Annotated in this window: 20 protein-coding genes; 1 reads left to right on the forward strand and 19 read right to left on the reverse strand. The window is 37.1% G+C overall.

Features of this window, described 5'->3' with window-relative positions; all coding sequences use genetic code 11:
* Nucleotides 1-2,091, forward strand: a 2,091-nt coding sequence (locus tag CCC70_RS09785) for a glycoside hydrolase family 3 C-terminal domain-containing protein (RefSeq protein ID WP_287084752.1), incomplete at its 5' end; no start/stop codon positions are given.
* A gap of 167 nt (nucleotides 2,092-2,258) precedes the next feature.
* On the opposite strand, the gene CCC70_RS09790 is transcribed toward CCC70_RS09785, so the two are convergent.
* The 19 genes from CCC70_RS09790 to CCC70_RS09880 all read right to left on the reverse strand — a co-directional run bounded on the left by CCC70_RS09790 (nucleotide 2,259) and on the right by CCC70_RS09880 (nucleotide 24,659).
* The gene (locus CCC70_RS09790) at nucleotides 2,259-2,471 is read right to left on the reverse strand and encodes a hypothetical protein (RefSeq protein WP_287084753.1); all 213 of its coding nucleotides are present in this window, start codon (nucleotides 2,469-2,471) and stop codon (nucleotides 2,259-2,261) included.
* Nucleotides 2,472-2,625: 154 nt separating this feature from the next.
* Nucleotides 2,626-2,853, reverse strand: a complete 228-nt coding sequence (locus CCC70_RS09795) for a hypothetical protein (RefSeq protein ID WP_270390661.1) — start codon at nucleotides 2,851-2,853, stop codon at nucleotides 2,626-2,628.
* Between the two features lie 231 nt (nucleotides 2,854-3,084).
* Complete coding sequence (gene glmS / locus CCC70_RS09800) at nucleotides 3,085-4,953, reverse strand: glutamine--fructose-6-phosphate transaminase (isomerizing) (protein ID WP_270390659.1); 1,869 nt, start codon at nucleotides 4,951-4,953, stop codon at nucleotides 3,085-3,087.
* Nucleotides 4,954-5,063: 110 nt separating this feature from the next.
* Nucleotides 5,064-5,369 (reverse strand): hypothetical protein, encoded by a 306-nt coding sequence (locus CCC70_RS09805; protein WP_287072863.1) that lies wholly within the window; start codon nucleotides 5,367-5,369, stop codon nucleotides 5,064-5,066.
* Nucleotides 5,370-5,443: 74 nt separating this feature from the next.
* A complete protein-coding gene (glf, locus tag CCC70_RS09810; RefSeq protein WP_270390653.1) occupies nucleotides 5,444-6,559 on the reverse strand; it encodes a UDP-galactopyranose mutase in 1,116 nt (371 codons plus the stop codon).
* A gap of 177 nt (nucleotides 6,560-6,736) precedes the next feature.
* Complete coding sequence (locus CCC70_RS09815) at nucleotides 6,737-8,209, reverse strand: APC family permease (RefSeq protein ID WP_118753102.1); 1,473 nt, start codon at nucleotides 8,207-8,209, stop codon at nucleotides 6,737-6,739.
* Nucleotides 8,210-8,212: 3 nt separating this feature from the next.
* Nucleotides 8,213-9,982 (reverse strand): phosphotransferase, encoded by a 1,770-nt coding sequence (locus CCC70_RS09820; protein WP_118753103.1) that lies wholly within the window; start codon nucleotides 9,980-9,982, stop codon nucleotides 8,213-8,215.
* A complete protein-coding gene (locus CCC70_RS09825) occupies nucleotides 9,982-10,194 on the reverse strand; it encodes a hypothetical protein (RefSeq protein WP_118753104.1) in 213 nt (70 codons plus the stop codon). The genes CCC70_RS09820 and CCC70_RS09825 overlap by 1 nt, the downstream gene beginning before the upstream one ends.
* An 81-nt stretch (nucleotides 10,195-10,275) precedes the next feature.
* Nucleotides 10,276-11,352, reverse strand: a complete 1,077-nt coding sequence (locus CCC70_RS09830; protein WP_173741300.1) for an NAD/NADP-dependent octopine/nopaline dehydrogenase family protein — start codon at nucleotides 11,350-11,352, stop codon at nucleotides 10,276-10,278.
* An 11-nt stretch (nucleotides 11,353-11,363) separates the two neighbouring features.
* Nucleotides 11,364-12,311, reverse strand: a complete 948-nt coding sequence (locus tag CCC70_RS09835; protein ID WP_173741301.1) for a sugar phosphate nucleotidyltransferase — start codon at nucleotides 12,309-12,311, stop codon at nucleotides 11,364-11,366.
* Nucleotides 12,271-13,188, reverse strand: a complete 918-nt coding sequence (locus tag CCC70_RS09840; protein ID WP_118753107.1) for a LicD family protein — start codon at nucleotides 13,186-13,188, stop codon at nucleotides 12,271-12,273. Before CCC70_RS09840 ends, CCC70_RS09835 begins: the two co-directional genes overlap by 41 nt.
* A 62-nt stretch (nucleotides 13,189-13,250) precedes the next feature.
* Nucleotides 13,251-14,705, reverse strand: a complete 1,455-nt coding sequence (locus CCC70_RS09845; RefSeq protein WP_287084754.1) for a flippase — start codon at nucleotides 14,703-14,705, stop codon at nucleotides 13,251-13,253.
* 99 nt (nucleotides 14,706-14,804) lie between these two features.
* On the reverse strand, nucleotides 14,805-16,001 hold the full coding sequence (locus CCC70_RS09850) for a hypothetical protein (protein ID WP_270390649.1): 1,197 nt from the start codon (nucleotides 15,999-16,001) through the stop codon (nucleotides 14,805-14,807).
* A gap of 53 nt (nucleotides 16,002-16,054) precedes the next feature.
* Complete coding sequence (locus CCC70_RS09855; RefSeq protein ID WP_270390646.1) at nucleotides 16,055-17,059, reverse strand: glycosyltransferase family 2 protein; 1,005 nt, start codon at nucleotides 17,057-17,059, stop codon at nucleotides 16,055-16,057.
* A 254-nt stretch (nucleotides 17,060-17,313) separates the two neighbouring features.
* Nucleotides 17,314-18,333, reverse strand: a complete 1,020-nt coding sequence (locus CCC70_RS09860; RefSeq protein WP_270390644.1) for a glycosyltransferase family 2 protein — start codon at nucleotides 18,331-18,333, stop codon at nucleotides 17,314-17,316.
* A 16-nt stretch (nucleotides 18,334-18,349) separates the two neighbouring features.
* Nucleotides 18,350-19,330 (reverse strand): hypothetical protein, encoded by a 981-nt coding sequence (locus CCC70_RS09865; protein WP_287084755.1) that lies wholly within the window; start codon nucleotides 19,328-19,330, stop codon nucleotides 18,350-18,352.
* A 30-nt stretch (nucleotides 19,331-19,360) separates the two neighbouring features.
* Entirely contained in the window at nucleotides 19,361-20,218 is an 858-nt protein-coding gene (locus CCC70_RS09870) for a glycosyltransferase family 2 protein (protein ID WP_022427087.1), read from the reverse strand.
* Between the two features lie 18 nt (nucleotides 20,219-20,236).
* Nucleotides 20,237-21,517, reverse strand: coding sequence for a glycosyltransferase family 4 protein (locus tag CCC70_RS09875; RefSeq protein WP_287084756.1), 1,281 nt, complete (start codon nucleotides 21,515-21,517; stop codon nucleotides 20,237-20,239).
* A gap of 64 nt (nucleotides 21,518-21,581) precedes the next feature.
* Nucleotides 21,582-24,659 carry a fucose pyrophosphorylase domain-containing protein gene (locus CCC70_RS09880; RefSeq protein ID WP_287084757.1) on the reverse strand — a complete coding sequence of 1,026 codons (3,078 nt, stop codon included), beginning with the start codon at nucleotides 24,657-24,659 and terminating at the stop codon, nucleotides 21,582-21,584.
* Between the last annotated feature and the right edge of the window lie 31 nt (nucleotides 24,660-24,690).

Genomic DNA, 24,690 nt, shown 5'->3' on the forward strand with positions numbered 1-24,690 from the left:
ATGAATGACAGCATCAAAGCCGTCTGCTTCCCGCCGGCTGCTTTAAGTGCCTGCTCCTTTGACCGCAAGCTGATGGAAGAAATGGGCAAAACTATCGGAAAAGAAGCTCAGGCCAACGATGTATCCATAGTTCTCGGACCGGCCGTAAACATCAAACGTTCTCCTCTCTGCGGAAGAAACTTCGAATATTATTCCGAGGATCCATATCTTGCAGGTGAGATCGCAGCCGCTTTTATAAACGGAGTACAGTCCCAGCATGTAGGAACCTCTATCAAGCACTTTGCAGCAAACAACCAGGAATATCACCGCATGAGCAACTCTTCCGAGGCTGATGAGCGCACTTTACGTGAAATCTATTTCCCTGCATTCGAAACTGCAGTAAAAAAAGCTCAGCCATACACCTTCATGTGCTCCTACAACCAGATCAACGGCACTTTCGCATCTGAGAATAAATGGCTTCTCACAGATGTTCTCCGCAGCGACTGGGGCTTCAAGGGCTATGTGATGTCTGACTGGGGCGCAGTCAATGACCGCGTTAAAGGCCTTGAGGCAGGACTTGATCTGGAAATGCCCTCCTCCAATGGAGTCAACGATTCCCTTATCGTACAGGCCGTAAAAGACGGTTCCCTCAAGGAAGACATTCTTGACGAGGCTGTTGAACGTATTTTACGCATAATTTTTGAATATACAGATAACCGTGCACCGCAGAACTTCACTATGGAAAAAGACCATGAAGAAGCATGCCACATTGCGGAAGAATCTATGGTTCTTCTGAAAAACGATGTGCAAATTCTCCCTCTGAAAGCATCCGAGAAAATTGCTTTCATCGGTGGTTTTGCAAAGAAGCCTCGTTTCCAAGGTGGCGGAAGCTCTCATATCAACTGCTTCAAGATCACAAATGCACTGGATTCCGTTCCTTCCGATGCACAGGTTACTTATGCAGAAGGTTTTCCTGCAGACAAAGATCTCTACGATGACGCACTTGCAGCTGAAGCGATCAAAACTGCTGCCGCCGCTGACAAGGTTGTGATTTTCGCCGGACTTCCGGACAGCTTTGAATCTGAAGGATACGACCGTTCCCACATGAGGCTTCCTGAATGCCAGAACCGTCTCATTGCTGAGATCCTTAAAGTACAGCCGAATACCGTGATCGTCCTCCACAACGGTTCCCCCGTGGAGATGCCATGGCTCAATGATATAAAAGGCCTTCTGGAAGCATACCTCGGCGGTCAGGCAGGCGGTACCGCTGTCGCAAACATCCTTTACGGAAAAGTAAATCCCAGCGGCAAGCTTGCTGAGACAATGCCGCTCAAGCTCTCCGACAATCCATCTTATCTGAACTTCGGCGGCGGTGAAAAGGTTGAATACCGTGAAGGCGTATTCGTAGGCTATCGCTACTACGATACAAAAGAAATGGATGTAGCATATCCGTTTGGCTATGGACTCTCCTACACTACCTTTGCCTGCAGCGACCTGAAGATCTCCAATGAAAATCCTACAGACAAAGACACCATCACCGTTTCGGTTGATGTAACAAACACAGGAAATATGGCAGGAAAAGAAGTCGTACAGCTCTATGTCAAAGACTGCACCTATTCCGCAATCCGTCCGGAAAAAGAGCTCAAGGGCTTCGAAAAGGTTTTCCTGAATCCAGGCGAAACCAAAACAGTAACCATGGAGCTGGACAAGAGAAGCTTCGCATGGTACAATACAGAACTTCATGACTGGTTCGCAGCCAGCGGCGAATATAAGCTCCTTGTCGGTACATCTTCCAGAGATATCCATCTTGAAAGCAGGATCCATCTGAACAGCAGCCAGGAGCTTCCGATGCATGTTCATATGAACACCACCCTGGGCGAACTGTTCCGCAACCCGAAAACAAGCGAAACAGCAAAAGAACTGACAGAAAAATATATCTCAGCCATGAACGTTGGTGAAGAGTCCTCTTCTGAAGCCGCTTCCGAAGCTATCACTGAAGAAATGACAGAAGCCATGACCGACTCCATGCCATTACGCGCACTGGTAAGCTTCGGCGGATATTCCAGAGAAGAACTTACAGAAATTATTGAAAAATTAAATAAACTGGTATAATTTCACAGGACATCATCCGCCGCTCAAATTATACTTACATAAAAAAGCTGACAGAATAAAACCTGCTTTTACAATGACACAGGTTCGTACTTCTGTCAGCTTTTTGATTTTTTATCAGCAGTGCATCAATCTTTTTTATATTGCTCGATCTGCGATGCACCCATATTTTACACACCACTTTTTTGCCTGTAGATTTCCTTAAGATCCTCCACCGCCATCTCCGGATCCATCGTGTGAAACATCAGGTAATTTACATTCATGGTTTTTGTCGGAGCCTGACGATAAATCTCTCTGCTTGATTCACCTGTTACATAATGCCAGTATCGATACACATATCCCACCCAATACATAACAACTGTAACGTTCATCTCATCAGCCATTTTTTCCTGATTCCATTGTAAACTTTCACGAATCCGATAAATTGTATTCACTAAAATCACCACTTTATATGCCTGTTATGTTCAAAAGGTTCCATAGCATCAATTATATATATAATAATGATACTATGAACCCTTTTTTTCGTAAAGTTGCCTATCATTGCTCTGCAATCATGCGAACAAGTCTAGCTATTGTTTGATAGTCCTCTTCCTTTTTTATAATAAATTGTCTTACCAGCAACTGTTCAATATTTCCAATTGAAATTCCTAGCGAACTCGCAACGCGGAATAATTTTTCCTTACTATCTCTAGCCCCATTGAAACTTGGAAATTCCTGTTGACCACAGATTATTCGCAAATATTCCCTTCGGGTAACTTTGTCCATCGTGGAGCAACTCTCCCCAATGCTGAAATCCTGATCTGCCAAGCCACAAGATTGGTTTGTGAATCCATACTCTCTTCTGATTATGACTAATTAAAAAATTGAGTCCTAAACTATTTTGACTATGGATTTTGTTGAGTATGATTATGGCACACGTTTACCGATATAAAAAGGCACTTGCGTTCTACTGGTTACATTCTCTTTGCCATATATATTATTATAGCCATGGAATAACTATTCCACAGTAACACTCTTCGCCAAATTTCTAGGCTTATCCACATCCAGCCCTTTCGCCACAGAAACATAATACCCTAGCAGCTGCAGCGGAATCACCGTCAGGCTGCCAATAAAATGTTCCTCCACCTTCGGCACATAAACTGTGAAATTTACCTGATCTTCAATCTCATAATTACCATATGTAGTCAGTCCCATAAGATATGCTCCTCGGCTCTTGCACTCCAACATATTGGAAATCGTTTTTTCATGCAGATTACTCTGTGTTAGTACTCCGATCACCAAAGTTTCCGGTTCAATTAAACTAATCGTACCATGCTTCAGTTCACCAGCTGCATACGCTTCCGAATGAATATAGCTTATTTCCTTCAGCTTCAGGCTGCCTTCTAGGCAAACTGCATAATCAATGCCACGCCCTACAAAAAATGCATCATGAGCATTCGCATATTTTGCAGCAAACCATTGGATTCGTTCTTTATCCTCCAGAATCTTCTGCATTTTTTCAGGAAGAGTCTGTATTTCAGAAATATAGTACTTATACTCCTCATCTGTAATCTTCTCCCTAACCTTCGCAAACACTATTGTCAGACAGTACATTGCTACAAGCTGCGCACTGTAAGCCTTTGTTGTCGCTACAGAAATCTCCGGCCCAGCCAAAGTATAAAATACCTTGTCAGCTTCACGTGCAATACTGCTGCCAACTACATTAACAACAGCCATCGTGGTGATACCTTTTTCTTTTGTCATCCGCAATGCAGCTAAAGTATCTGCAGTCTCACCAGACTGGCTGATCACTATAACAAGAGCTTTCGGATTGATCGGCATTTTTCGATAACGGAATTCCGATGCTAATTCCACTCTTACCGGAATATCCGCTAGATCCTCCAGCACATACTGTGCCGCCATACCTACATGCCATGCAGAACCGCAGGCAACAATATATATCTGCTCAAAAGCTTTAATTTCCTCATCGGAAATTTCCACATGTGAAAGATCGATTACACCATCCCTCAGTACAGAATTCATGGTATCCTCTACAGCTTTTGGCTGCTCATGGATCTCCTTCATCATAAAATGCTCAAAACCAGCTTTTTCTGCTGCTTCTGCATCCCACTTGATTTCTGACGTCTGCTTATCGATCTCATCACCATCAAGATTATAAAAATGAGCCTCTCCCGGTGTCAGCTTTGCAAATTCCAGATTTTCAATATAATATACATTTCTTGTATATTTCAGGATTGCCGGTACATCAGAAGCCACATAAGTCTCGCCATCAGCAATGCCAATAATCATCGGACTGTCTTTTCTGGCCACCCAAATTTCACCCGGATAGTCACGAAACATCAGTTCCAATGCATAAGAACCACGGACACGAACCATAGTCTTTGCGATTGCATCAACAGGCCCAAGATTATATTTTTTATAATAATAGTCTACGAGTTTAATCACAACTTCTGTATCCGTCTGACTGTAAAAAGTATATCCGTGCTTCAACAACTTTTCTTTTAATTCTGTATAATTCTCGATAATGCCATTATGTACCCCAACTACTTCCGATTCCACTACACCCGAACCAGATTTGCTACAATTACCAGAAACATGTGGATGTGCATTTGTTTGGCTCGGCTCACCATGAGTTGCCCAACGGGTATGACCGATACCACAGGTACCCTTTAATGAATTTCCGGAATCTGTTTTTTCAATTAAATTACTCAATCGTCCTTTTGATTTTACAACTTCAGCAGGCTTTTCTCCATCACGGACAGCAAGCCCTGCTGAATCATATCCCCGATATTCTAGTTTAGCTAATCCATCTAGCAGAATAGGTGCTGCCTTGTGATTTCCGGTAAATCCTACGATTCCACACATAATTCTAGTCCTCCAATTTTGCAAACGATATGTGAATAACGCTTGCAGTTTCTTTCATATTTCTAATATCAGAAACGACTCCGGTTGTACCAGAGTCGTTTCTAATTTCTTTAGATTTGATATCCTCTGCTGCTAATTACGTCAACAATTTCATCCACCAATTTCTGACCGATATCATAATCTGATGCTTCTACCATAACATGTACCAACGGTTCTGTGCCCGATTCTCTGGCAAAAATATTCTGGCATCCCCCCAACGCATCGGCAACTTTCGCAACAACCTTCTGAACAAACGCATCCGCCTTTGATGCCTTTTTGTCTGTAATGCAAACATTCTTCAACACCTGCGGATAAATCTTAAACGTAGTAACTAGTTCACTTATTGTTTTCTTTCTGACAAGCCTAACTTCCATCATTTTTAAGCTTGCTAAAATATGAATCAATACTTGTTACTATGATTAACAATATTGTTCATCTCTATTTTCTATTTTTAATGTAATTCCATTTCACAGCGGTCCAATACAGCTGCAATAACCTGATCCATGTCATAGTATTTATATTCACCAAGACGTCCGCCAAAAATCACATTTGTTTCAGCTTCTGCCAGCTTTTTATACTCTGCGTAAAGAGCTCCGTTCTTTTCATCATTAACAGGATAATACGGCTCATCTCCTGGTTTCCATTCAGAACTGAACTCCCGGCTGATCACTGTTTTTGAAAGATCATTGCCTTCCTCATCCTTACCAAATTCAAACCACTTATGCTCAATGATACGCGTCCATGGAGTTTCCCGGTCCGTATAATTCACAGCTGCATTTCCCTGAAAATTCGGTTTATCCAAAGTTTCTGTTTCAAAACGCACGGAACGATATTCCAGTGTACCAAGCTTATAATCAAAATATGCATCAATCGGACCTGTGTAAACTACTTTTTCAGCCAATGCATCTAATTCATCTTTATTTTCCAGATAATCTGTATTCAAACGAACCTCAATACCCTCCAGAAGATTTGCTACCATCTTCGTGTAACCACCAACTGGAATACCCTGATACAAAGCATTAAAATAATTATTATCAAATGTCAGGCGAACCGGCAGACGTTTAATGATAAACGAAGGAAGATCCTTGCAGTCACGTCCCCATTGTTTCTCTGTATACCCCTTGATCAGCTTTTCATAAATGTCACGTCCGACCAGTGAAATTGCCTGCTCTTCCAGATTCTTTGGTTCTGTAATTCCAGCTTCTTTTCTCTGCTCCTCAATCTTCGCTACAGCTTCCTCCGGTGTTACCACACCCCACATTTTATTAAATGTATACATATTAAAAGGAAGACTGTATAACTCTCCTTTATAGTTTGCAACCGGACTGTTTGTAAAACGGTTGAACTCCGCAAACTGTGTGACATAATTCCATACTTTTTTATTATTTGTATGGAAAATATGTGCACCGTATTTATGTACATTGATTCCCTCGATTTTTTCTGTATAGACATTTCCTGCAATATTAGGCCGTTTGTCCACTACAAGAACTGTCTTTCCTGATCTTTTTGCTTCGTGAGCGAAAATCGCACCGTATAAGCCGGAACCCACTACCAAATAATCATACATTATCATTCACTCCTCATATTTTGTAATTTTAAAGCTAAAATCATCACGATCTCACCATTGACAACTGTAATAATAATCATTTTTGATTCTCAATACCTGAAATTTTGTTGTTTCTTAAAAATAGCATTTGGAATCATATTAATTAAAAAAGACAGAACTTGGAGAAAATCACAATAATCAAAACAACATCGGAATAATATATATTCCCAAGGCAACTATCGTTACTATTATAGTAATAATTTTCCAAATATTATATTCTCTATCCATTTTTTCTTTAGTTAAAACATCTGGTTCTTCAATATCACCAATTTCTTCCTCAATTGAAAGCATCTGATGTCCCTTATTATGTGTATATGCATAATAAAATACAATACATACTATTGTAATAATTCCTGCTGTAAGTAAGGCAACTTTATCAGCAAAGAGTAACATAAAGCAATATATTACAATAGTAACCAAACAACCTAATACGCCTAAAGGAGCTTTATATGGCCTTTTCATATCCGGATAACTTCTACGAAGTCCTATATAAGATAAACAGCCAATCATATAACATATAGCTAATGAAATCAATGAAACAGAAGCAATATAATTTATAGATCCTGTTGCAATCAAAATAAAGTTAATAAGCCCAACGCCTGTTATAGCCACATACGGCGTTTTAAACTTAGGGTGAATCTTGCTAAGAAACGACGGAAGGGCTCCATCTTCTGCCATTGTATAAATATATCTAGCTGGTGCCGCGATACCTGGATTAATTGTAGATAAATCTCCGCCAAATGCGATACCAATACATAAAAGTATAATTGGAAATCCGACTAGTCCAACAGCCTTTAATCCTTCAGCGTAAGGCGCATCTGCCACTGCCAAAACACCATAAAATTTCTTAGGAACAAGTCCAACAAGAAACCACTGGAATAATGCATTTAACGCAAATACTAAAAACACAGAGATCTTAAGAGCTCTGGGTAACGTATACTGCGGATATTTCGTCTCTGCTCCCATAGATACGCAAGTTTCAAATCCTGTATAGCACCACCATACAAGTCCAAAAATATACATCATCTCATTAAAAGGTGGTAGACTATTCATTGCAATACCACCAAAATATTCTATATGTATTTTGGGAATCATATACAAAAACCAACAAACAGAACAGCCCCAGAAAAAAAACATAAATGCTATCTGCGCCTTCCCGGATTGTTCAATTCCTCGATAATTTAATATTAAAAAAACAGCTACAAGAGCAATTGCAATTACACGGGAATCCAGCCATGCAATGTTAAGATTAAATTGTTCCAATAGAATTTTAAAATAATTAGCAAATGCAAGTGTCTCTCCTGCACCAATTGCTACAACTGAAATGATATAATGCCATCCTGCCATATTGGCCCAAACCCTGTTTAATCCTCGTTTTGCGTAATTATATGTTCCTCCTGCACAGGGCAACGCAGCGGACATCTCTCCATAAATAAGACATGGCCAAATTGAAATCAGCAATGCTATAAATGTAAATCCTATAATCCACGATCCCACTAAGCCAATTTGTGCTGAGCCACAGGTAAACAATCCTACCCCTACTACAGTTCCTATCGTCATGCTGATAGATTCTTTTAATCCAAGTACTCGAACCAGTTTATTCTCCTTCATATATCATTCTCCTTCACAGTCTAAAATATGATCTGCATACTTTTCTGCCATATCCCGCCAATTAATAAGAGCGTCTCCCATAACTGCTCCACAGGATTCCCGATACAATGCCCATACGTACCAATAATAAGCAATAATAGCCGTATATGCCCAAAAATGATAATATCTCTTCTCAGTATAACTATCTTGTAAATATTCTTTTATAAAACGTTCTGCTTCATCGAAATCATACATTGCATCAACAATATAATATCCAACATCAATTCCTGGATCAGAATACCCTGAATATTCCCAGTCAATAAGTATTACATTACCGTCTGGCTTGATCATCCAGTTAGATTTATAGGTATCACCATGACAAAAACATTTTTCGACCCCATCACCAGCAGTCTTTTTATAAAGTAATTCAATCTTTCTTTTTAATTTCTCATTTTTTTCAAAACATTCCGGAGCTTTTTTTCGAAGTAGTTTTTCAATCTTCAAAGAATCTTTCCAAGGGTCCATCCCATAATCAACTTTAATACCCGAACCATGAAGTTTTCTGAGTACACTTATAATTTTTTTTGAATCTTTAAATGAATTGTAATCCGGTTCTCTGAATTCTGATATGAATACTGATATCTTCCATCCTTCATTAATGTCAGCATAAATGTAAGTAGGATCAATCCCTATTTCTTTTGCTTTAATCAGAGAGTTTTTTTCATTTTTACGACTAATAATGCTGTCTGTCCCATCCCCGGGATGACGATATATGTAATCCATACCATTAATTTCAAAAATAAATGATGTATTTGTCATTCCCTCATTTACATTACGAAAATTTACGATATCTTCTTCATCGCATCTGAAAATAAGTTTAATATTGTGGATAATTTCACTATGTGTATGTCCCTGATACTGGCTGTCAAACCTTCGCAAATCCTCGAAATAGTCAAATTCATAAATATTTCCTTCTTCATATTCTTTAAAATAGAATGATGGCAGATTATTCAGATTATCTTTAACCATCCATTCCCAAAAGCTCTGATTATACTTTCCGACAGTCCTGTCTGCTTCCATAAGTTTAATAAAAGCGTTCGAGAAATCCTCATTCCAAAACGAATGTCCAAATAATACTTTTCCTGAATCCCTGTACTTTTCCATCATAATGATTTTTCCATTTTCATCAGTATCAACATACATCTCATTCGTTTTTTTCTTAATACTTATCCCTGCGTTAAATGTCTGATACTCATATTGATTAAAAGGATTTTCAACAAAATAGCTATCACTTACACATATATACGTGTTTCTTAGTTTTTCTTTTGCCAGGTACAAACTCTCTATGTTATTCTTTATATTAAAAGACTCATTAATTATAAAATTTACTCCATATTTGTCTTCCAAATAATAAAACATTTCTTTTTTGTATCCAAGCACAATCGTGATGTTCTTTATTCCAGCATCCTGAAGTTGCTGAATCTGTCTTTCAATCAGCTTCTCTCCTTTTACTTCAAATAAACCCTTAGGTTGTTCCAACGATAAAGGAATAAAGCGGGTAGATGCCCCGGCTGCTAAAATCACCGCATTATTTACACGGTATGGTTCCAAAGCTTCAAGCCCAGTATCAGTGATTTTAGATCCATTTTTCGCTATCAGTCCCGCCTGTATCAAATAATTGAAAACCTCTTGTTTTTGTAATGACTTTTTAACATCTAAATCAGAAGAACAATTAATTCGTCCAACGTTACCATTATAAAAACTATTTAATATATTGAATTCATCTTTTTTCATTAACTCTTCTTCCTCTCATGCGTTATTTCGCAAAATATCCATCGCATAACTGATTTGAATATATTTTCTCTGCCGCTTTTATGCTCTTTGCTCAAATATAGTTTTTCGTTACCGCCTTCACTTGTTACGTTAAGTCTTACATAAAAGTCAGAAAAGAAATAATTTGCTGATGATATGTTTACAAAATCAAGAAGTAATATATCTTCACCCAATTTAATTATTTCCTCAGTTATATACTATTCTCAACAAGATAAGAAACTGTAACATCTCTTTTATTTACATTTTCATAACTATTAGAGTGAATAAAAATCCACAAAATCTTGATATGTATTAATCCCGTAATCTTTGAAATTATATTCCTTTCTCTCACCTACAAGATCATGATACCATTGAAGGGTTTCCCTCATATTTGGCACATCAATATTTACATACTCTGCGATCTGTATTAAAATCACCAGCCCGTATGAAAAATCAGCGGTAAAATATCTTGAATTAAAATCAGGGATATATCCCCCTTCTACTTTTTTCGTTGGACTTGTCAGTCCCTTAAATCCGGTAATTCCCGATATCTTCTTTGTCATCGCTTCTGCAGTCGGGCTTTCATAATGAACACACAATGATTTTACATAGGATAAGTTAAACGGCAACGTCTTGCATAATTGCTGAACCTCTGTATCACAGGCGATAAGAAGCTCTGACGTTTCGTTATTCCAGTTTTCATAAAAAAGGGGAACTTTTTTGTAGACAACCCCTTCTTTCCAATCTCCGTACAAATTTCTGAGCCGCGTGGTATGAAGAATAGGGTTCGAAGGAGTAAGTGTAATATTTAAATAATTAGGAAGTGGCGTTGTTTTAACACCAATAATACTTTCAATTATCTTACAGCATTCTCCCGTCTCTTTATGTGGTATCGCAGCTACAAACATTTCATCTCTATATCCAATTGCCTTTACAGTATTTCCATATTCAATAAGGCGGGCAACACTTGGCACTCTTTGTACCCCGAAAACTGTAGCACCTTTTTTAATACATCCATAAAATGCACACTCTCCACCACCAGTGCCCGGAACAATACATATTTTCAGCCCTGGTTTAACAAAAGGCTCTATTTTCTGTGCATTCAGCCGCATTAGTGTAGCAGGCATGGTCACAAAGATCAGATCAGCATTGGAAAATGCTTCCTTCTCATCATCTGTTGCTTTCTCAATGATTCCACGATGAATAATTTCATTCTCTTCATTTACAACTGTTAAAAGTTTGTTTATTTTCTCCGGTTTTGAGCCGTAAACTACAACCTTGTGCCCATTTTCTGCACAATGAGCAGCAAATTGAGTCCCTATATTCCCTGCTCCTACTATCGTTATATTCATATCAATCATCCTTATCTATATGTTTCATCCAATTGAGCAAGTTCATAATAATTATCTATCTCCATAATATCCTGTTTATTGCATTGTCTTATCTCTACTTTATAATTTTCTTTTTTGAGAATTAATGGAACTTCCTCCCAGAAAACACCTTTATTGTCCTTATATATTTCAGCCCAGTCTGATCTCAATTTCTGACAATCTTCCTTTGTCCAGTAGGAAATACCGTAATAATTATAGCAATAGGTATTACCCTTTTGATATTCCGAAATATAGCCATCTTTAATCCTGAATGACCAATCATCTGTCTCCAGTGAATAGGAACCTAAAATATTAGATACATATTGATATTTTCTAATCACCTCTGGATTTGTAATATATAGATCCGCTTCACAAAGATAACCGTTATTAATCTCTTTCGAAGCTAAGATCACTGAAGATATATTATTTTCTTTATCATACCGGTCATTATCTATAAAACGCACAAATGGATATTTCTCAAGAATTTCATTAAACCGTTCCTTTTTATATCCCCTTATTATTACAATATCTTTAATACCAACATTCACCAGTGCATCTAGCAACGTGTCTATAATTCGTTTGCCATTAACCGTTACCATGGGCTTCGGTCTGTCAGCTGTAGCAGGCATCATTCTTGCTCCAAACCCCGCTGCCATAATCACCGCCTTTTTAACTCTATAGGGTTCAAGTGCTTCTATACCTTTTGAAGTTATAGAAAGCATCTGTTTTCCCTCAATATACCCAGAAATTTTAGCTTCTTGCAAACTTTTAGATACAGTATTCCCCGAAATCTGAATCGCATCTGATATTTCTCTGATTCCATATTCCTTTTTCCCATTTTTCTCAATGAAACATAAAACTTCAAACAAATATCTGTTCACTATCTCACCTTTTCTCTTTCTATCTATTTGTATATTCTGTATATGATTTATCTGTATCAAAGAAAACGTTTCCATGTAGCGAAGTACCTATAACAAATTTCATATAATCACCATATGTCCGCGATAAAATAGCATGATAATTAACTGGTACTGGTATTTTTAAGAATTCAAAATCCATCATTTCACATTTATCAAAATCCTCTTTATATCTGTAAAACTTTGTATTCAATGGAGATAATGATAAGGGACATTTTTTTTCACAGATTATTGAATCATAGCTTACTGCCGCTTCTTCCATTTTTTTATAATAATACAGAGAACTCTTGCTTTTTAGTTTATAAAGTGGATAATATAATGTCTTTATCAACTGTTTTATTTTATTATCTGATGATGCAAAATCACTCCAGACTAGGCTGGTTTTATAAGCTTTTTCCTTCAGCATGGCAACTTTTTTCCGAAGTGTTTTTTCTTCTTCTGCATCATCCGGGATATTATCAAATGGAAATATATCTACAAATATACCTTGATTAAACTTTATATTTTTTCTAGTATCATTTGCCAATATAGCTGCCGTATCAGTTCTTCTGATCTGAACATGTCCGCGCAAAGAACCTGGATCTGTATATTCGGTCTGAAAAAAATACGGATATTTAAATTCTTTCATTCCAACCTCGCACAATTTATTATAATTTTCACGGTCCATTTCAAAATCAATATCATCATCCCATGGGATAAATCCTTTGTGCCGGACAGCTCCAAGGGTTGTTCCACCATCACTAAAAATCTTTATATTATATTTTTCACAGACTTCTATGATTTTCGCAGTAATATCTAATTCAACTGCCCAGACCTCTTTCATCTTTGATGTTACCGTATATCCACATCTGACTTCCTCATCTAAAAATCCATCTGGCAACTCTATATTTAAATCAACCATTTTAGTATTTATTCCTCCACTCTTCCGGACATAAAATATGCTGTAAAAATATTCTTCAAGTATTATTTCCTTCTTCTTATGATTTTCAAAGCATCATAAATAACATTATCTTTTAACACAATTAACATAATTCCATATAATGCCATGCCAAATATGACCTGACATACAGAAATGCTTATACTTCCCTGATAATTTCCACCTATAAACAATACTGCCCAAAACATCACAAAACCAGCAAGCAGTTTCTTCCAAAGAACATTCAAGATTTTTTTCCAATTTATAAATCCCTTGCTCATGTGAACATAAATAGCACTGATGACACACTCTGCCACAACACTTGCAAGCGTAGCACCATTTGCACCATATTTATAAATCAATGCCAGATTCAGCCAAAAATTGGTTACTGCTCCCGCAATAATTCCTTTGGAGCTTCTGGCACGCTGACCTGAAGGGGTTAAATATTGTGACCCCATAATATTGCTAATACAGATCACCAACGGTAATGGACTCATTAAATACAGAAGCGTAACTACCGGTTCATAACCATTTCCAAAAAACCATGGAACAAAATTCCTTGCAGCTCCCCAAATTCCAAACATAATTGGAACCGCAAGCGCAAAAATAAACTCGAAGCTTTTATTAATTTTATCCTTAATTTCTTCTGTCCGACCTTCGGCAAAAAGATACGATTGTCTGGAAACCATTACAGTATTCAAAGAAAAAAGCAGACTCTCTATCATACGGATAATTTTTGTCGCCTGCTCATAATAACCGTTTAATTCTTCAGACTTAGTAATTGCGCCAATCATTGTTTTATCTAACACAGTATAAACAGATGTAGCAACTGTAGGTATAAAGTATGCAAACGTCTGCTTTAAATGGATTTTGAATGGATGAAGCGTTTTAAACTCTACTTTCGCTAATAATTTAGGAAGATAAGTCCACATAGAAATATTACCGATCAATCCTGTAGCAGCCATAATGCCTACATACAAGAATATATCGGTTTCTTTTTTTACAAAAAGAAACAGTAATATAATTCCTGTGATTTTCACCAAAGTATTTCGAATAACAATATATTTAAATTTTTCAAATCCTCCAAAATACCAGGATATATCAAACGCAACCGCCAAAACAGATAAAGTCAGTACACTATAAATTGCTGTATACTGTGTTGAAATAAAAATCCATGCTATCCAAACTATTAATGATACTGCTGTAGTCGTAAGTGAAAGAATTTCAATTTCCCAAAACAACTTAGAAGATGTTTCTGGATCATCACGATGCATCGCTATTTCTCGCTGTCCATAAGAAGCTGTTCCTAAAGCTGCAAATAGTGTAAAATACGTCACAATTGAATTTGTGTAACTATAAATTCCAACTCCGTTTGAACCTAATACTCTGGAAATATATGGTGCAGTAATCAATGGAGTGATTAAAGAGAGCACTTGATATATCGTATTATATATATAATTTTTTTTAATGCTGGTTTGCACCATTTTCTTATGATTTGCCATATATTATGATTCCTTCATAAATTTCAATTTCTTAAAGATTAAAGTTTAGCTTTCAATCTGTGTTTTATAAAAACTAATTTCTAAATATTCTCAGTGTTATCAAAGTTTTATCTTGATCCGTCTTCGTTTTGTAACCACTCTATTTGGCATCCATCCTCTTTTTCCATCCGAAGTCTTATTGGACAACAATAATTTTATTCCTAAAATTAATAATGGATTCAATGCTGTATTAAACATAATATTATTAATTATTGAAAAAACACATATAGCAAAACACCAACTAATTAATTTAATATTATTCGTTTTCATAGCATAATGAGAAAGATAAGTATACAAAAACATTATTATTGCAAATAAAATCAATCCATATCCTATGAGCATATAAACATATCCACAATCTATATAAAAATAATGATTAACAAAATTTTGATCTATATATTCTTGGTTAGACTTTATTCTCTGTCCTATCAAATTTACTCCATATTGCTCAAAACCTTGCAGATTAAATTTCAACCTAGAATTAATCATTTCATTGAACGCAAATATAATTGCAGAACTCTTATATTTTAAAGATGCTAAAATTACTGATACTGCCGCAAGTGGATACATAAACGTAGCAATACAGGTCATAAACTTATGCTGCTTATTCACGTTTATGCTGCCTAATATCAAAACAGCCAACATGAAAATAATATATACATAGAATTCCAGACGTACTGTGCATACTTTATATACCAAGATATGTACAGGTAAACTTAAAATCAAGAACAATCGTTCCATCTTTTTAGACCGAATAAGCCAATAAATTGCAAAAGTTTCCATTAAAATAACACATGGAACATTTGAATAATATGCAAATCCCAAACAATGTGCTTTCATATTTTCATGATAATAAATATCATCCGGTATGAATCCCAACAAAGCTGGTACAATAACTATGCATAAAAAGATAGCATTATTTATTACACTACTCTTTATAATTTTTCGTACATCAATATGAATAGATGTAACAATTGATATTCCATATAATGCAAAAGTAATATCGTGCATGATAATTGCTGATATAAGTATTACAATTCCAAATAAAAAAGCACTCACAAAATCAAAGATTTTATATTTATCGATGCAGAAAGACCATAAAAATATAGTAGCCGATAAGTACTGTACCACTTCACATATTTGAAATCTATTAACTCCAAACAGATATGAATTTCCAATTACCACTGCTGATAATCCCATGAGAAAATATCCTACTAAATATAAAGTTTCTTTATTAATCTTTATTAATTTCTTCATATCATCCTACTCTGATTTACCTTTTTCCAATAACTCTGATTAAAAAGAATCGACTACTTAAGCATTCCAATCTTCTTAAACAAAATTGTAGTTGGTACAAATAAACTATAGCCAGTTTTTCTGTTAATTTTAATAAATTCCATAATTTTGCCTTTAGGTCCGTTATACAACTCTTTATTCCGTTTTTTTAACCATTCATCAAATCTTTTAATTTCATTTATAGCTTCTTTAGGAGACATATGTAGATAAATTACATACTGATTATAAATCGCATATTTAATTCTCAATATAACAATTTCTCTCACCTTGATATTCAAATCATCCTCATGTTTTTTATAAAATGAAACCAGTCGTTTAGTTACTTTTAGATGCTGATCTCGGCGTTTAATCATATTTTCCATATTCATACTCTGTGTCTGAGAACCAAGTAAATACTGATAAACAGGATAATCTAAACATGCAAAAGAATTTATATACAAAAGTGGAAATATGCAATATTCCATATCTACATAAAAACAATTTTCATCAATAATTGCCCCCATTTTCTGGATTACTTCTCTACGAAATGTAAGCGAATGCATGTATAATATAACTTTGTCCAATTCCTCCAATCCATGAACTTCTTCATAACTAACCTCATTATCCCAAGGATTCATCTGCCTTTTTTTTGTTCTGGTATTATATTCAATCTCATCATAAGGATTTAATACCATGTCTGTATCTGTTTTCTCTAAAAATGCTACAAGTCTATTCAAATTTTCACTGTTCACCCAATCGTCAGAATCCAAAATTTTATAATATTTACCCTTTGCGTGTTTTATACTAGTGTTAATTGTTGATCCATGTCCGCCATTTTCTTTATTAATGAGTCGAATAGATTGTTTATATTTCTCAACATATTTATTTGTAATTTCAACTGTCTGATCAGTAGATCCATCATTTACTACTATTATATCTAATTTAGAAAATTCTTTTGAATTAATCAAAGAGTTCAAACAATTAGAGATATCTTTTTCTGCATTATATGCAGCAATACTTATCGTTAAAATTTTTTCCATTTTAATCAGCTTCCTTACAATCTTTTAAAAAATTTCATATTTAAATTCTACACCAGTAATCACAAATGCTCTTTTCAGATATATAATCCTTTTCCCACAAATATATATCTTTAACATTGTATTTGCTCGAATATAATATACTAATACCTGAATAAAGATATCTTTAACGCGTCCCTGGAAACTCTCCCGCGTATCAAATACAATTCACAGTTTATCTAGCAAATTTATTCTTAACTTTTCATATTTTTACCAATTTATTCAATAATATTTTTTACATTTAACAAAGCAATAATACATCCATATAGTTTAAATTTAAGCAAATAGATTAATATAATATGTGTCCTTTGAAGCCTTCTTTTTTCTTTTGTAATATATTTAATATACTTTTCTACAAAAAAATCACTTCTAATTGTTTTTAAATAATTCTTATATTCTTTGTAGGACTTCCATTTATTTAATCTTGATTGCGTAATGGCTCTTCCGGTAATTGATAAAACTTTTATTCCCAATAATTCATCAAAATTTTCCAATTTCCATATTTCTTTTCTTTGCAGAATATTTTCCAATACAACTTTGAATGAAGCATAATAATTATAATCAAATTTAGCGGTCATTCCTGATCCTGTTCTATAATTGTACATAGCTTTATTTAAATATACATATGACTCTGCATTATCAAATAATTCTATTTTTTGAAGGCTATCTTCTCCATTACTTATACGCTTATATAAGGAATAGTCTTTATTAATCTCAATACACTTTCTTTTATACACCGCTCCACACAAACTAACTATGCTATTATCTGTCAAGAATTTTCGCAAAACATCCTGTTTTTTAACTACACATATTTTTTCCTCTGATAAAACATTTTTAAATGCTACTTTTTTAATTTCTCCATCATAAATATTTTGATTAAACAAAATCATATCTGGCTCTGAATATCTATCAATTGTATTAGTTAGGCTATTAAAAAAATCCGGTTCAAGTGTATCATCCGAATCACAATTAATTATATATTTCCCACTTGATTGTTTATATCCGAATCTTCGTGTCATAAGAAGACCTTGGTTAAGATTATGAAACACCTTAATTATATTCGGATACATTTTCTCATAATAATCGCATATTTCTCCGCTCGAATCAGTAGATCCATCATCAATCAACAAAACTTCACAAAAATTTGTAGAATTAGGAATTTGTTTTAGAATTGACTCTAAACATTCTGTTATATATTTTTCTACATTATATACTGGTACTACTACACTAAATATCATTTTCTCTGCTCTCCATTCAATAGTATCCTAATTCAAATATATCTATCTTAGTATTTACATCTGCCAACATACAAGCAGCCCAAGATCCACATGTTTTTCCGCCTACAATGTACTTGCAATTGGAAAGCAGCATTATCTTGACCAAATAGTTCAGCCCTCGTATATGTGCATTTTCTCCTAATTGCGTGAGGCTATGTCCATTAGCTAAAAAATCTCTCTCTGAATAGTTTTTTATGTAATTATCAAAACTTACTATTACTATTCTTTCTCCTAAGTTCGATTTAACTTCTTTATAAATACGTTCATCTTCTGTAACAAGAAAAACATTAGCATTTTTTTCATTTTCTATGTATGTATTCACATGTTCTATCGCTTGTGCTACTGTAGGCTGAATAGGTTCTCCTATTGGTTTTAAATTTATATAATCTGTTCCTCTTAAATATAATCCTATATTTTTTTGTGGACTGATATGTTTTAATTCTTTATTATAAAGTTCATATGCCTTTTTAGAAAACTTAATATATTTTTTCGCCAAAAGATGTGTCTTCTGCAAATCATCTTCATTAAAAGATTTATTATAAAGATATGAATATGTATCGTATATAGCATTAATCCCAGACAAAACCACGTTCTTACTTTGATACACTTCCTCTAATGAATAATTACTTATCTGCTCAAAGAAACATTCCCATGCATTTTCATCTGCAATATTATATTGTGTTTTATAGTTTTTAAAATCCACAACAGGAATATAATTATTTTTCTCTGCATATCCAATTTGCTGTATTACATAAAATAGCAATGCCATTAAACCTTCTACTGAATTTTTACGTGGTCTAATTACATAAAATATCTTATCTTCATTTTTTTCTCCAAAACTCATTTTTCTTTCTACTAATTCTGGATAAAAGATTCGATTATAAAACAAATAAAACTTATTTATCCATTTGACTGGAAATAAATATAATATTTTTTTCATTTTCTTTTTGAGGTTCATAACTTACTCCTGGCATATCTCTCACATATTTTAACTCTTTAAACTCCCCTTAGCATTATAGCTAATATTCATTTTTTTACACTCATATATTTTTGCATCTACTAAATACCGGTACCAGTATGCCTGAAGGAACGCATATATTTTTCCTTCCTTGCCATCCAAAAAGCCCAATTTTATATAATATCGATATAGATAATATAAATGCGATCTAAAACCTATCGGCAATTTATAATACACATTCATTTTAAACCAAGACTTTGCATCCACTTCACTTTTGGCTTTTGCATTTTCTAGATTTTCAAAATAATCCACTGTTTCACGAGATGAATACCAATTATGTTTATTAACAAAGTACTCAAGGTTTTTAAAATCAAAATGCAAACAATCATTTTTCATTTCGATTACTTTTCCAGAACTTAATATGATGTGCTCATCCATATTACGATCTTCTATTTCACCGAATTTTGTTTTATAACAGTTCATTTTCTTCCAAGGATAAACTCCACCGTGATACAAATCTTTTCCCAAAAAATTCTTTTTAAACCTTAAAACAATTCCAGTAACATCGGTCTTCATATTGCTATCACAAAGCTGTGTCAATTCATTTGCCGAATCCGGAGTTAACCGCTCGTCTGCGTCAATTCTTAATGTCCACACAGTTTCAGCCTTGGCAACTTCCACACCATACATATACTGCTTGGCGTAGTTTTCAAATGGATGCTGATAAACTTCTGCTCCCATCCTTTTTGCTATTTCTACTGTTTTATCAGTACTGAAGCTATCTATTACTACAATTCTTTTAACTGTCGTAATAATAGATTTAATACATTCTTCTATATTAACTTCTTCGTTTTTTGTAAGTATTATCGCTGTAATATCTGCAGCCATTCTTATTTTCTCCCTATTTTACATCTTCAGAATCTCTTCAGCATACTTTCTCACAGATACATTTCTGGTCAGATTCTTCTCCAGATTCTCACGGCTTCTGGCTCCCATTGCCTTCAGCTCACTATTTCCGGCATTCTCAATGAACCAGCAGATGTTTTCCTCAACCTTGTCATACTCACCTGGCTCACAACAAAGACCACCTTGTGTATCTTCGATCAGGCAGCGAACCTCAGAGCCTGATTCCAGAACTCCTAATATCGGCTTAGCCGCCGCCATTATTCCGTATGCCTTTGATGGACAACTCACGCCCTTAATGCCTTTTGCATTCACACACCAATGAACATCACCGGCATTCAAGCTATAGATCAGGTCTGACTTATCCTGATAAGGAATGAAAACCACATTGTCCATGTAATGATCTTTCACATAGTTCTTCAGCTTCTCCAGCACAGATCCGGCACCAACGAATGCAAACACAACTTCTCTGCCATCTGCGGTTTTCGTGCCTGGTTTGAATCGCTCCACGACCTCAATCAATTTCTCCAGATCATAGTACAATCCAATATTTCCGGAATACATAATGACGAACTTGCCATCCAGACCATACTTCTTCCTGAACGCCAGAACCTTCTCATTATTTTCATCCAGCGGATAAATCTCGTTCTCATCGATCCAGTTGTTGATCATGACGGTTTTGGGAACTTTCTTCCCTTTGAAACGTTTCTCCACAGTTTCCACCAGATCACGGCCGACTGTGATCACAAGGTCGCTCCGCTTGCAGCTGAACTTGTCAAACCACATCATAACGTCCGTGACGAACTTGCTCTTGGTATAGCCAACGGCTAGCACCTGCTCCGGGTTAAAGTCCTGAATATTGTAGATGTACTTGGCATGTTTTACCCACTTGCCCCAGACGCCCAGCAGGCCGCCGAGGATTGGAGGCTGAGAGATGGAGAATACATAGTCCATCTTGCCAATCTTGAATGTCGCACCCATTGCTCCAAAGAAATAAGAAACGATGTTCTTCACACGGCTCTTCTTATTGGTCTTGCTGAACTCCGGCACGCGGATTCTCAACACCTTCACGCCATTGATTTCTTCTTCGTAATACTTCTGCGTCTTGTATTTTCCTTCGATAGTTCCTAAGTAACTCGGCACTACACAAATGACTGTGATGTTAAATTTATCCAGCATACCCTCCGCCAGTTCACGGAGGATCTGCCCCGTTGACGCAGTATCTGGAATATAGTAATGAGCATAAATCAGAAGATTTTTCTTACCTGCTCTCTCTTTCTTCATCTGCTATATTCCTCCAAATTTACTTCATTCCTTATTAAGAAATGAGGTTTTTCAAAACTTATCTTCACACAAACTCCACGCTCCAGACATCCACCCCGGAATCCTGGAACACCTCTCTCAGCCTCTGATGCAGCATCTCCTGTGTGACGCCTTTCTTCAGTATTACCTGCAGGAAGCCGCCGCCTCCGGCTCCGGAGATGAATTTTCCGTCGATCATGTCTTCACATACACTGAAGATCTGGTCTATGCAGGTGTTGGTTGAGCCGGCATCCAGCTTTTTGGAGATTTCCCAGTGCTGGTTGAGAAGGCTCGCGAATTCGTCGATGTCTTCTTTTTCCAGGGCAAATTTCATGAGTGCTGCTACTTTCTGCATCTCATCCAGTGCCTCCAGAGATTCTTTTCGGCCGCCGATGTAATTTCCTACGACTTCTCTGAGAAGGTTTCGGGCAAGGCGCCGCTGGCCTGTATAGATCAGAGCGAATCGTTCCTGAAGCTCCTGTTTCGTTTTTTCCGAGATCTCTACCTTTTCTACCTTCAACTGCTGCCGGATTCCGGGTCTTGATGTGATAAATTTGATTCCGGGTGTCAGTCCGCCAACCTGATCCTGCCAGCCGCCGCCTGTGCTCATGATCTGCTCCAGGTTGAGGACTGTATCATAGATCTGGCTGTCATCCCAGCTCTCTCCAAGAAACTCTGCAAAAGCTTTGACGCAGGCTCCTGCAAGGATACTGCTTGTTCCAAGGCCGGAGCCTTTGGGAACGCCTTTGACACAGGTGGAAAGGTAGAATCCGCCGCCCATTTTTTCCAGGACCTTTTTCAGGTCGGCCTTTTCCTCCAGCGGAAGGATCCCGCAGGCGATAATGGCTGCCTTGTGCAAGGCAAAAGGATCGTATGGATTATGGCAGTCCTGGATCTCTTCTGCACTTTCTGCTGTTCCGTAAGCACCTGTGTCTGTACTTGCCAGCTCAATATGTAATTCCGGTATCTTCCGGATCTCTACCTCGATGGGTTCACAGTCTCTCAGCAGGATTGCTGCGTTAAGAACAGTTCCTCCGTGTTCGTTGCAGTATGGCGGTGTGTCTGACCAGCCGCCGCCCCAGTTCACACGTACCGGCAGATTTACCTTTACCTGTTCTTTTGCGATCGTATAGCCGCTGTTTCCTGTCAGCTGTGTCTGAGATGCAATCTCTTTCTGGATCTGGGAAAAGCACTCCTGCTCCAGCACATCGTATGTTTTTCCGTCAAAGCATTTTTTAGTGAATTTCATGGAGCGTGATACTGCATACAGGATCCGTATTTTCTGTGAAAAATCTGCTTTTTCAGCTTCTTTCATCAGCAGATGGTAATGTCGTTCCTGGATTTCTTTTTCACCAAAGATCTTAAGTGCAGGAATATAATGTCCGCCTTTTTTCAGCTCTCCCAGAAATACTGCCACCAGGATCCTTGCTTCCAGATCTTTTTTCCAGGAAAGGATATTTTCTGTATTTCCATACCGGAAGGATTCTTCCAGACTCAGTCTCGGCTGTTTTTTCCAGCTCTCGATCTGCAGGGGTTCAGCAAGTCCTTCGCTCATTTTTACAAGAAGGTTTCCTGCCTGTGCTGCTTCCTGGAATGTTTTGCAGACCGGATACAGTTTTGCATTCCAGAGTGCGTGGGGTTCGCCGGTCCAGATATCTTCCGGCGCCAGTCCATTGGCTGAAAGAAAATCTGCCAGGTTTCCCCGCAGAAAGCTTCCTCGTTCTTCCAGCGTTTTCTTCGGATTATCCATGACTCCATATGTACGGATCACGCATCGTCCTGTCTGACCGCCGTAAAGCTCTGTGATCTCGTCCTTCAGCTTCACACCGTGAAATACTGTATTCGCCGGTATATGTACATCCTTCAGGGAAAGTCCGGATACTACAGCGCCCTTTCCGACGTGGGTTCTTCCCTCAAGGCAGGTGTCTTCAATATAGGTTCCTTCCTCGATGTCAGCTTCCGGTCCGATCAGTGCTGTGTGCAAAGCTCCCTGGCAATTTAAATCATTGGTGAATACGTGTTTTTTCCAGTCAAGGAACTCATAATCGGTTACTTCTTCTGTCATCAGAGCACGCAGCTCTCTCGTTGTCCCAAAGTGGATAAATTCTGCAGGAGAAAGACAGATCAGCTTCATCTGAAAAGGACTTAATGCCTTCCATATTTTTTCTCTGCAGGTAAAAAGCTCTGTGCAGAATTCGCCTTCCGGTTTTTCTTTCTGATATTGTTCAAAGGTGGAATCTGCCGCCAGCGGATACAGAAAATCTCCGTAAAAGCTAACTCTTGCTTTTTCATTTACAAAGCTTTCGTATTTATCCGGATCTGCTTTTTTTCCTGATGCATCTGCGATCAGACTGAACAGTATTTCCAGTATTTCGGCGTCCAAAAGTACGGCGCCTGTGTCAAGATCCACGCAGTCCTGTCCATTCACGGCTCCCAGCCTGCGAAGTGTTTCTGCCGGCTGTTTGTGAAGGAACATTTTTACATGGTCGCTTCCATCATTCAAAAACACTCCATGATCGACTCCCACTTCTATCGGAGATTTCATGGAGATTGCCGCAGCTCCGCGGAACTGGGCATCTATCTGTAAAGGATTAAAAAGGAGGAGCACATCTCCGGAAAGTACCAGCATTCCTTCTTTGAACCTGGCCGGAACGCCTGCCATACTGATGAGAAATTCATCAAACAGTGTAGAACCTCTTCCATCCGGAAGTTCTCTTGGTACAGGTGAAAAAAGCTTTCCGCACACAGAATACTGTGGGACTCTTTTGCTGTCTCCGCCGGAATGGATCACAAGGATTCTTTTGTTATGGAAATCTCCCCGGAGTCCTTCTTCCTCTGAAAGAAATCGGAGTACATTCAGAGTTGCTCCGCCGGAGCCTACTCTCTTGCCTTCCGGATCCGGGAGCACGAAATATTTTGTCCATCCCGGCAGTACGCCCTGTTCCAATCTGTCTGCGATCTGGCTGCGGAAGGATCTGGCCTGTTCTTCGTTTGATGAGGTCAGGATCACATAGTCCCATCTGGGAAAATTTACTTTGCGGATGCTTCGTGCATAGTCTTCCCATGCATCCTGGCAGCTTTGCCGCAGAAAAAGATTTTTCAGTTTCCTGTATTCTGTGTTCATTGCTATCCTTATCCTTTGCTTTTTCATACTT

This window comes from Blautia sp. LMAG:89 (assembly GCF_008679485.1).
Lineage (GTDB): Bacteria > Bacillota > Clostridia > Lachnospirales > Lachnospiraceae > Blautia_A > Blautia_A fusiformis.

Bases quoted from the DNA above. Each gene is read 5' to 3' on its own strand.
- CCC70_RS09840 (WP_118753107.1), bottom strand. From the start codon at position 13,188: ATGGTTGATTTAAATATAGAGTTGCCAGATGGATTTTTAGATGAGGAA.
- CCC70_RS09880 (WP_287084757.1), bottom strand. From the start codon at position 24,659: ATGAACACAGAATACAGGAAACTGAAAAATCTTTTTCTGCGGCAAAGC.
- CCC70_RS09795 (WP_270390661.1), bottom strand. From the start codon at position 2,853: ATGGACAAAGTTACCCGAAGGGAATATTTGCGAATAATCTGTGGTCAA.
- glmS (WP_270390659.1), bottom strand. From the start codon at position 4,953: ATGTGTGGAATCGTAGGATTTACCGGAAATCACAAGGCAGCACCTATT.
- CCC70_RS09860 (WP_270390644.1), bottom strand. From the start codon at position 18,333: ATGATATTTAGTGTAGTAGTACCAGTATATAATGTAGAAAAATATATA.
- CCC70_RS09865 (WP_287084755.1), bottom strand. From the start codon at position 19,330: ATGAACCTCAAAAAGAAAATGAAAAAAATATTATATTTATTTCCAGTC.
- CCC70_RS09875 (WP_287084756.1), bottom strand. From the start codon at position 21,517: ATGAAGAAAGAGAGAGCAGGTAAGAAAAATCTTCTGATTTATGCTCAT.
- CCC70_RS09855 (WP_270390646.1), bottom strand. From the start codon at position 17,059: ATGGAAAAAATTTTAACGATAAGTATTGCTGCATATAATGCAGAAAAA.
- glf (WP_270390653.1), bottom strand. From the start codon at position 6,559: ATGTATGATTATTTGGTAGTGGGTTCCGGCTTATACGGTGCGATTTTC.
- CCC70_RS09850 (WP_270390649.1), bottom strand. From the start codon at position 16,001: ATGAAGAAATTAATAAAGATTAATAAAGAAACTTTATATTTAGTAGGA.
- CCC70_RS09815 (WP_118753102.1), bottom strand. From the start codon at position 8,209: ATGAAGGAGAATAAACTGGTTCGAGTACTTGGATTAAAAGAATCTATC.
- CCC70_RS09830 (WP_173741300.1), bottom strand. From the start codon at position 11,352: ATGAATATAACGATAGTAGGAGCAGGGAATATAGGGACTCAATTTGCT.
- CCC70_RS09845 (WP_287084754.1), bottom strand. From the start codon at position 14,705: ATGGCAAATCATAAGAAAATGGTGCAAACCAGCATTAAAAAAAATTAT.
- CCC70_RS09805 (WP_287072863.1), bottom strand. From the start codon at position 5,369: ATGATGGAAGTTAGGCTTGTCAGAAAGAAAACAATAAGTGAACTAGTT.
- CCC70_RS09870 (WP_022427087.1), bottom strand. From the start codon at position 20,218: ATGGCTGCAGATATTACAGCGATAATACTTACAAAAAACGAAGAAGTT.
- CCC70_RS09820 (WP_118753103.1), bottom strand. From the start codon at position 9,982: ATGAAAAAAGATGAATTCAATATATTAAATAGTTTTTATAATGGTAAC.
- CCC70_RS09790 (WP_287084753.1), bottom strand. From the start codon at position 2,471: ATGGCTGATGAGATGAACGTTACAGTTGTTATGTATTGGGTGGGATAT.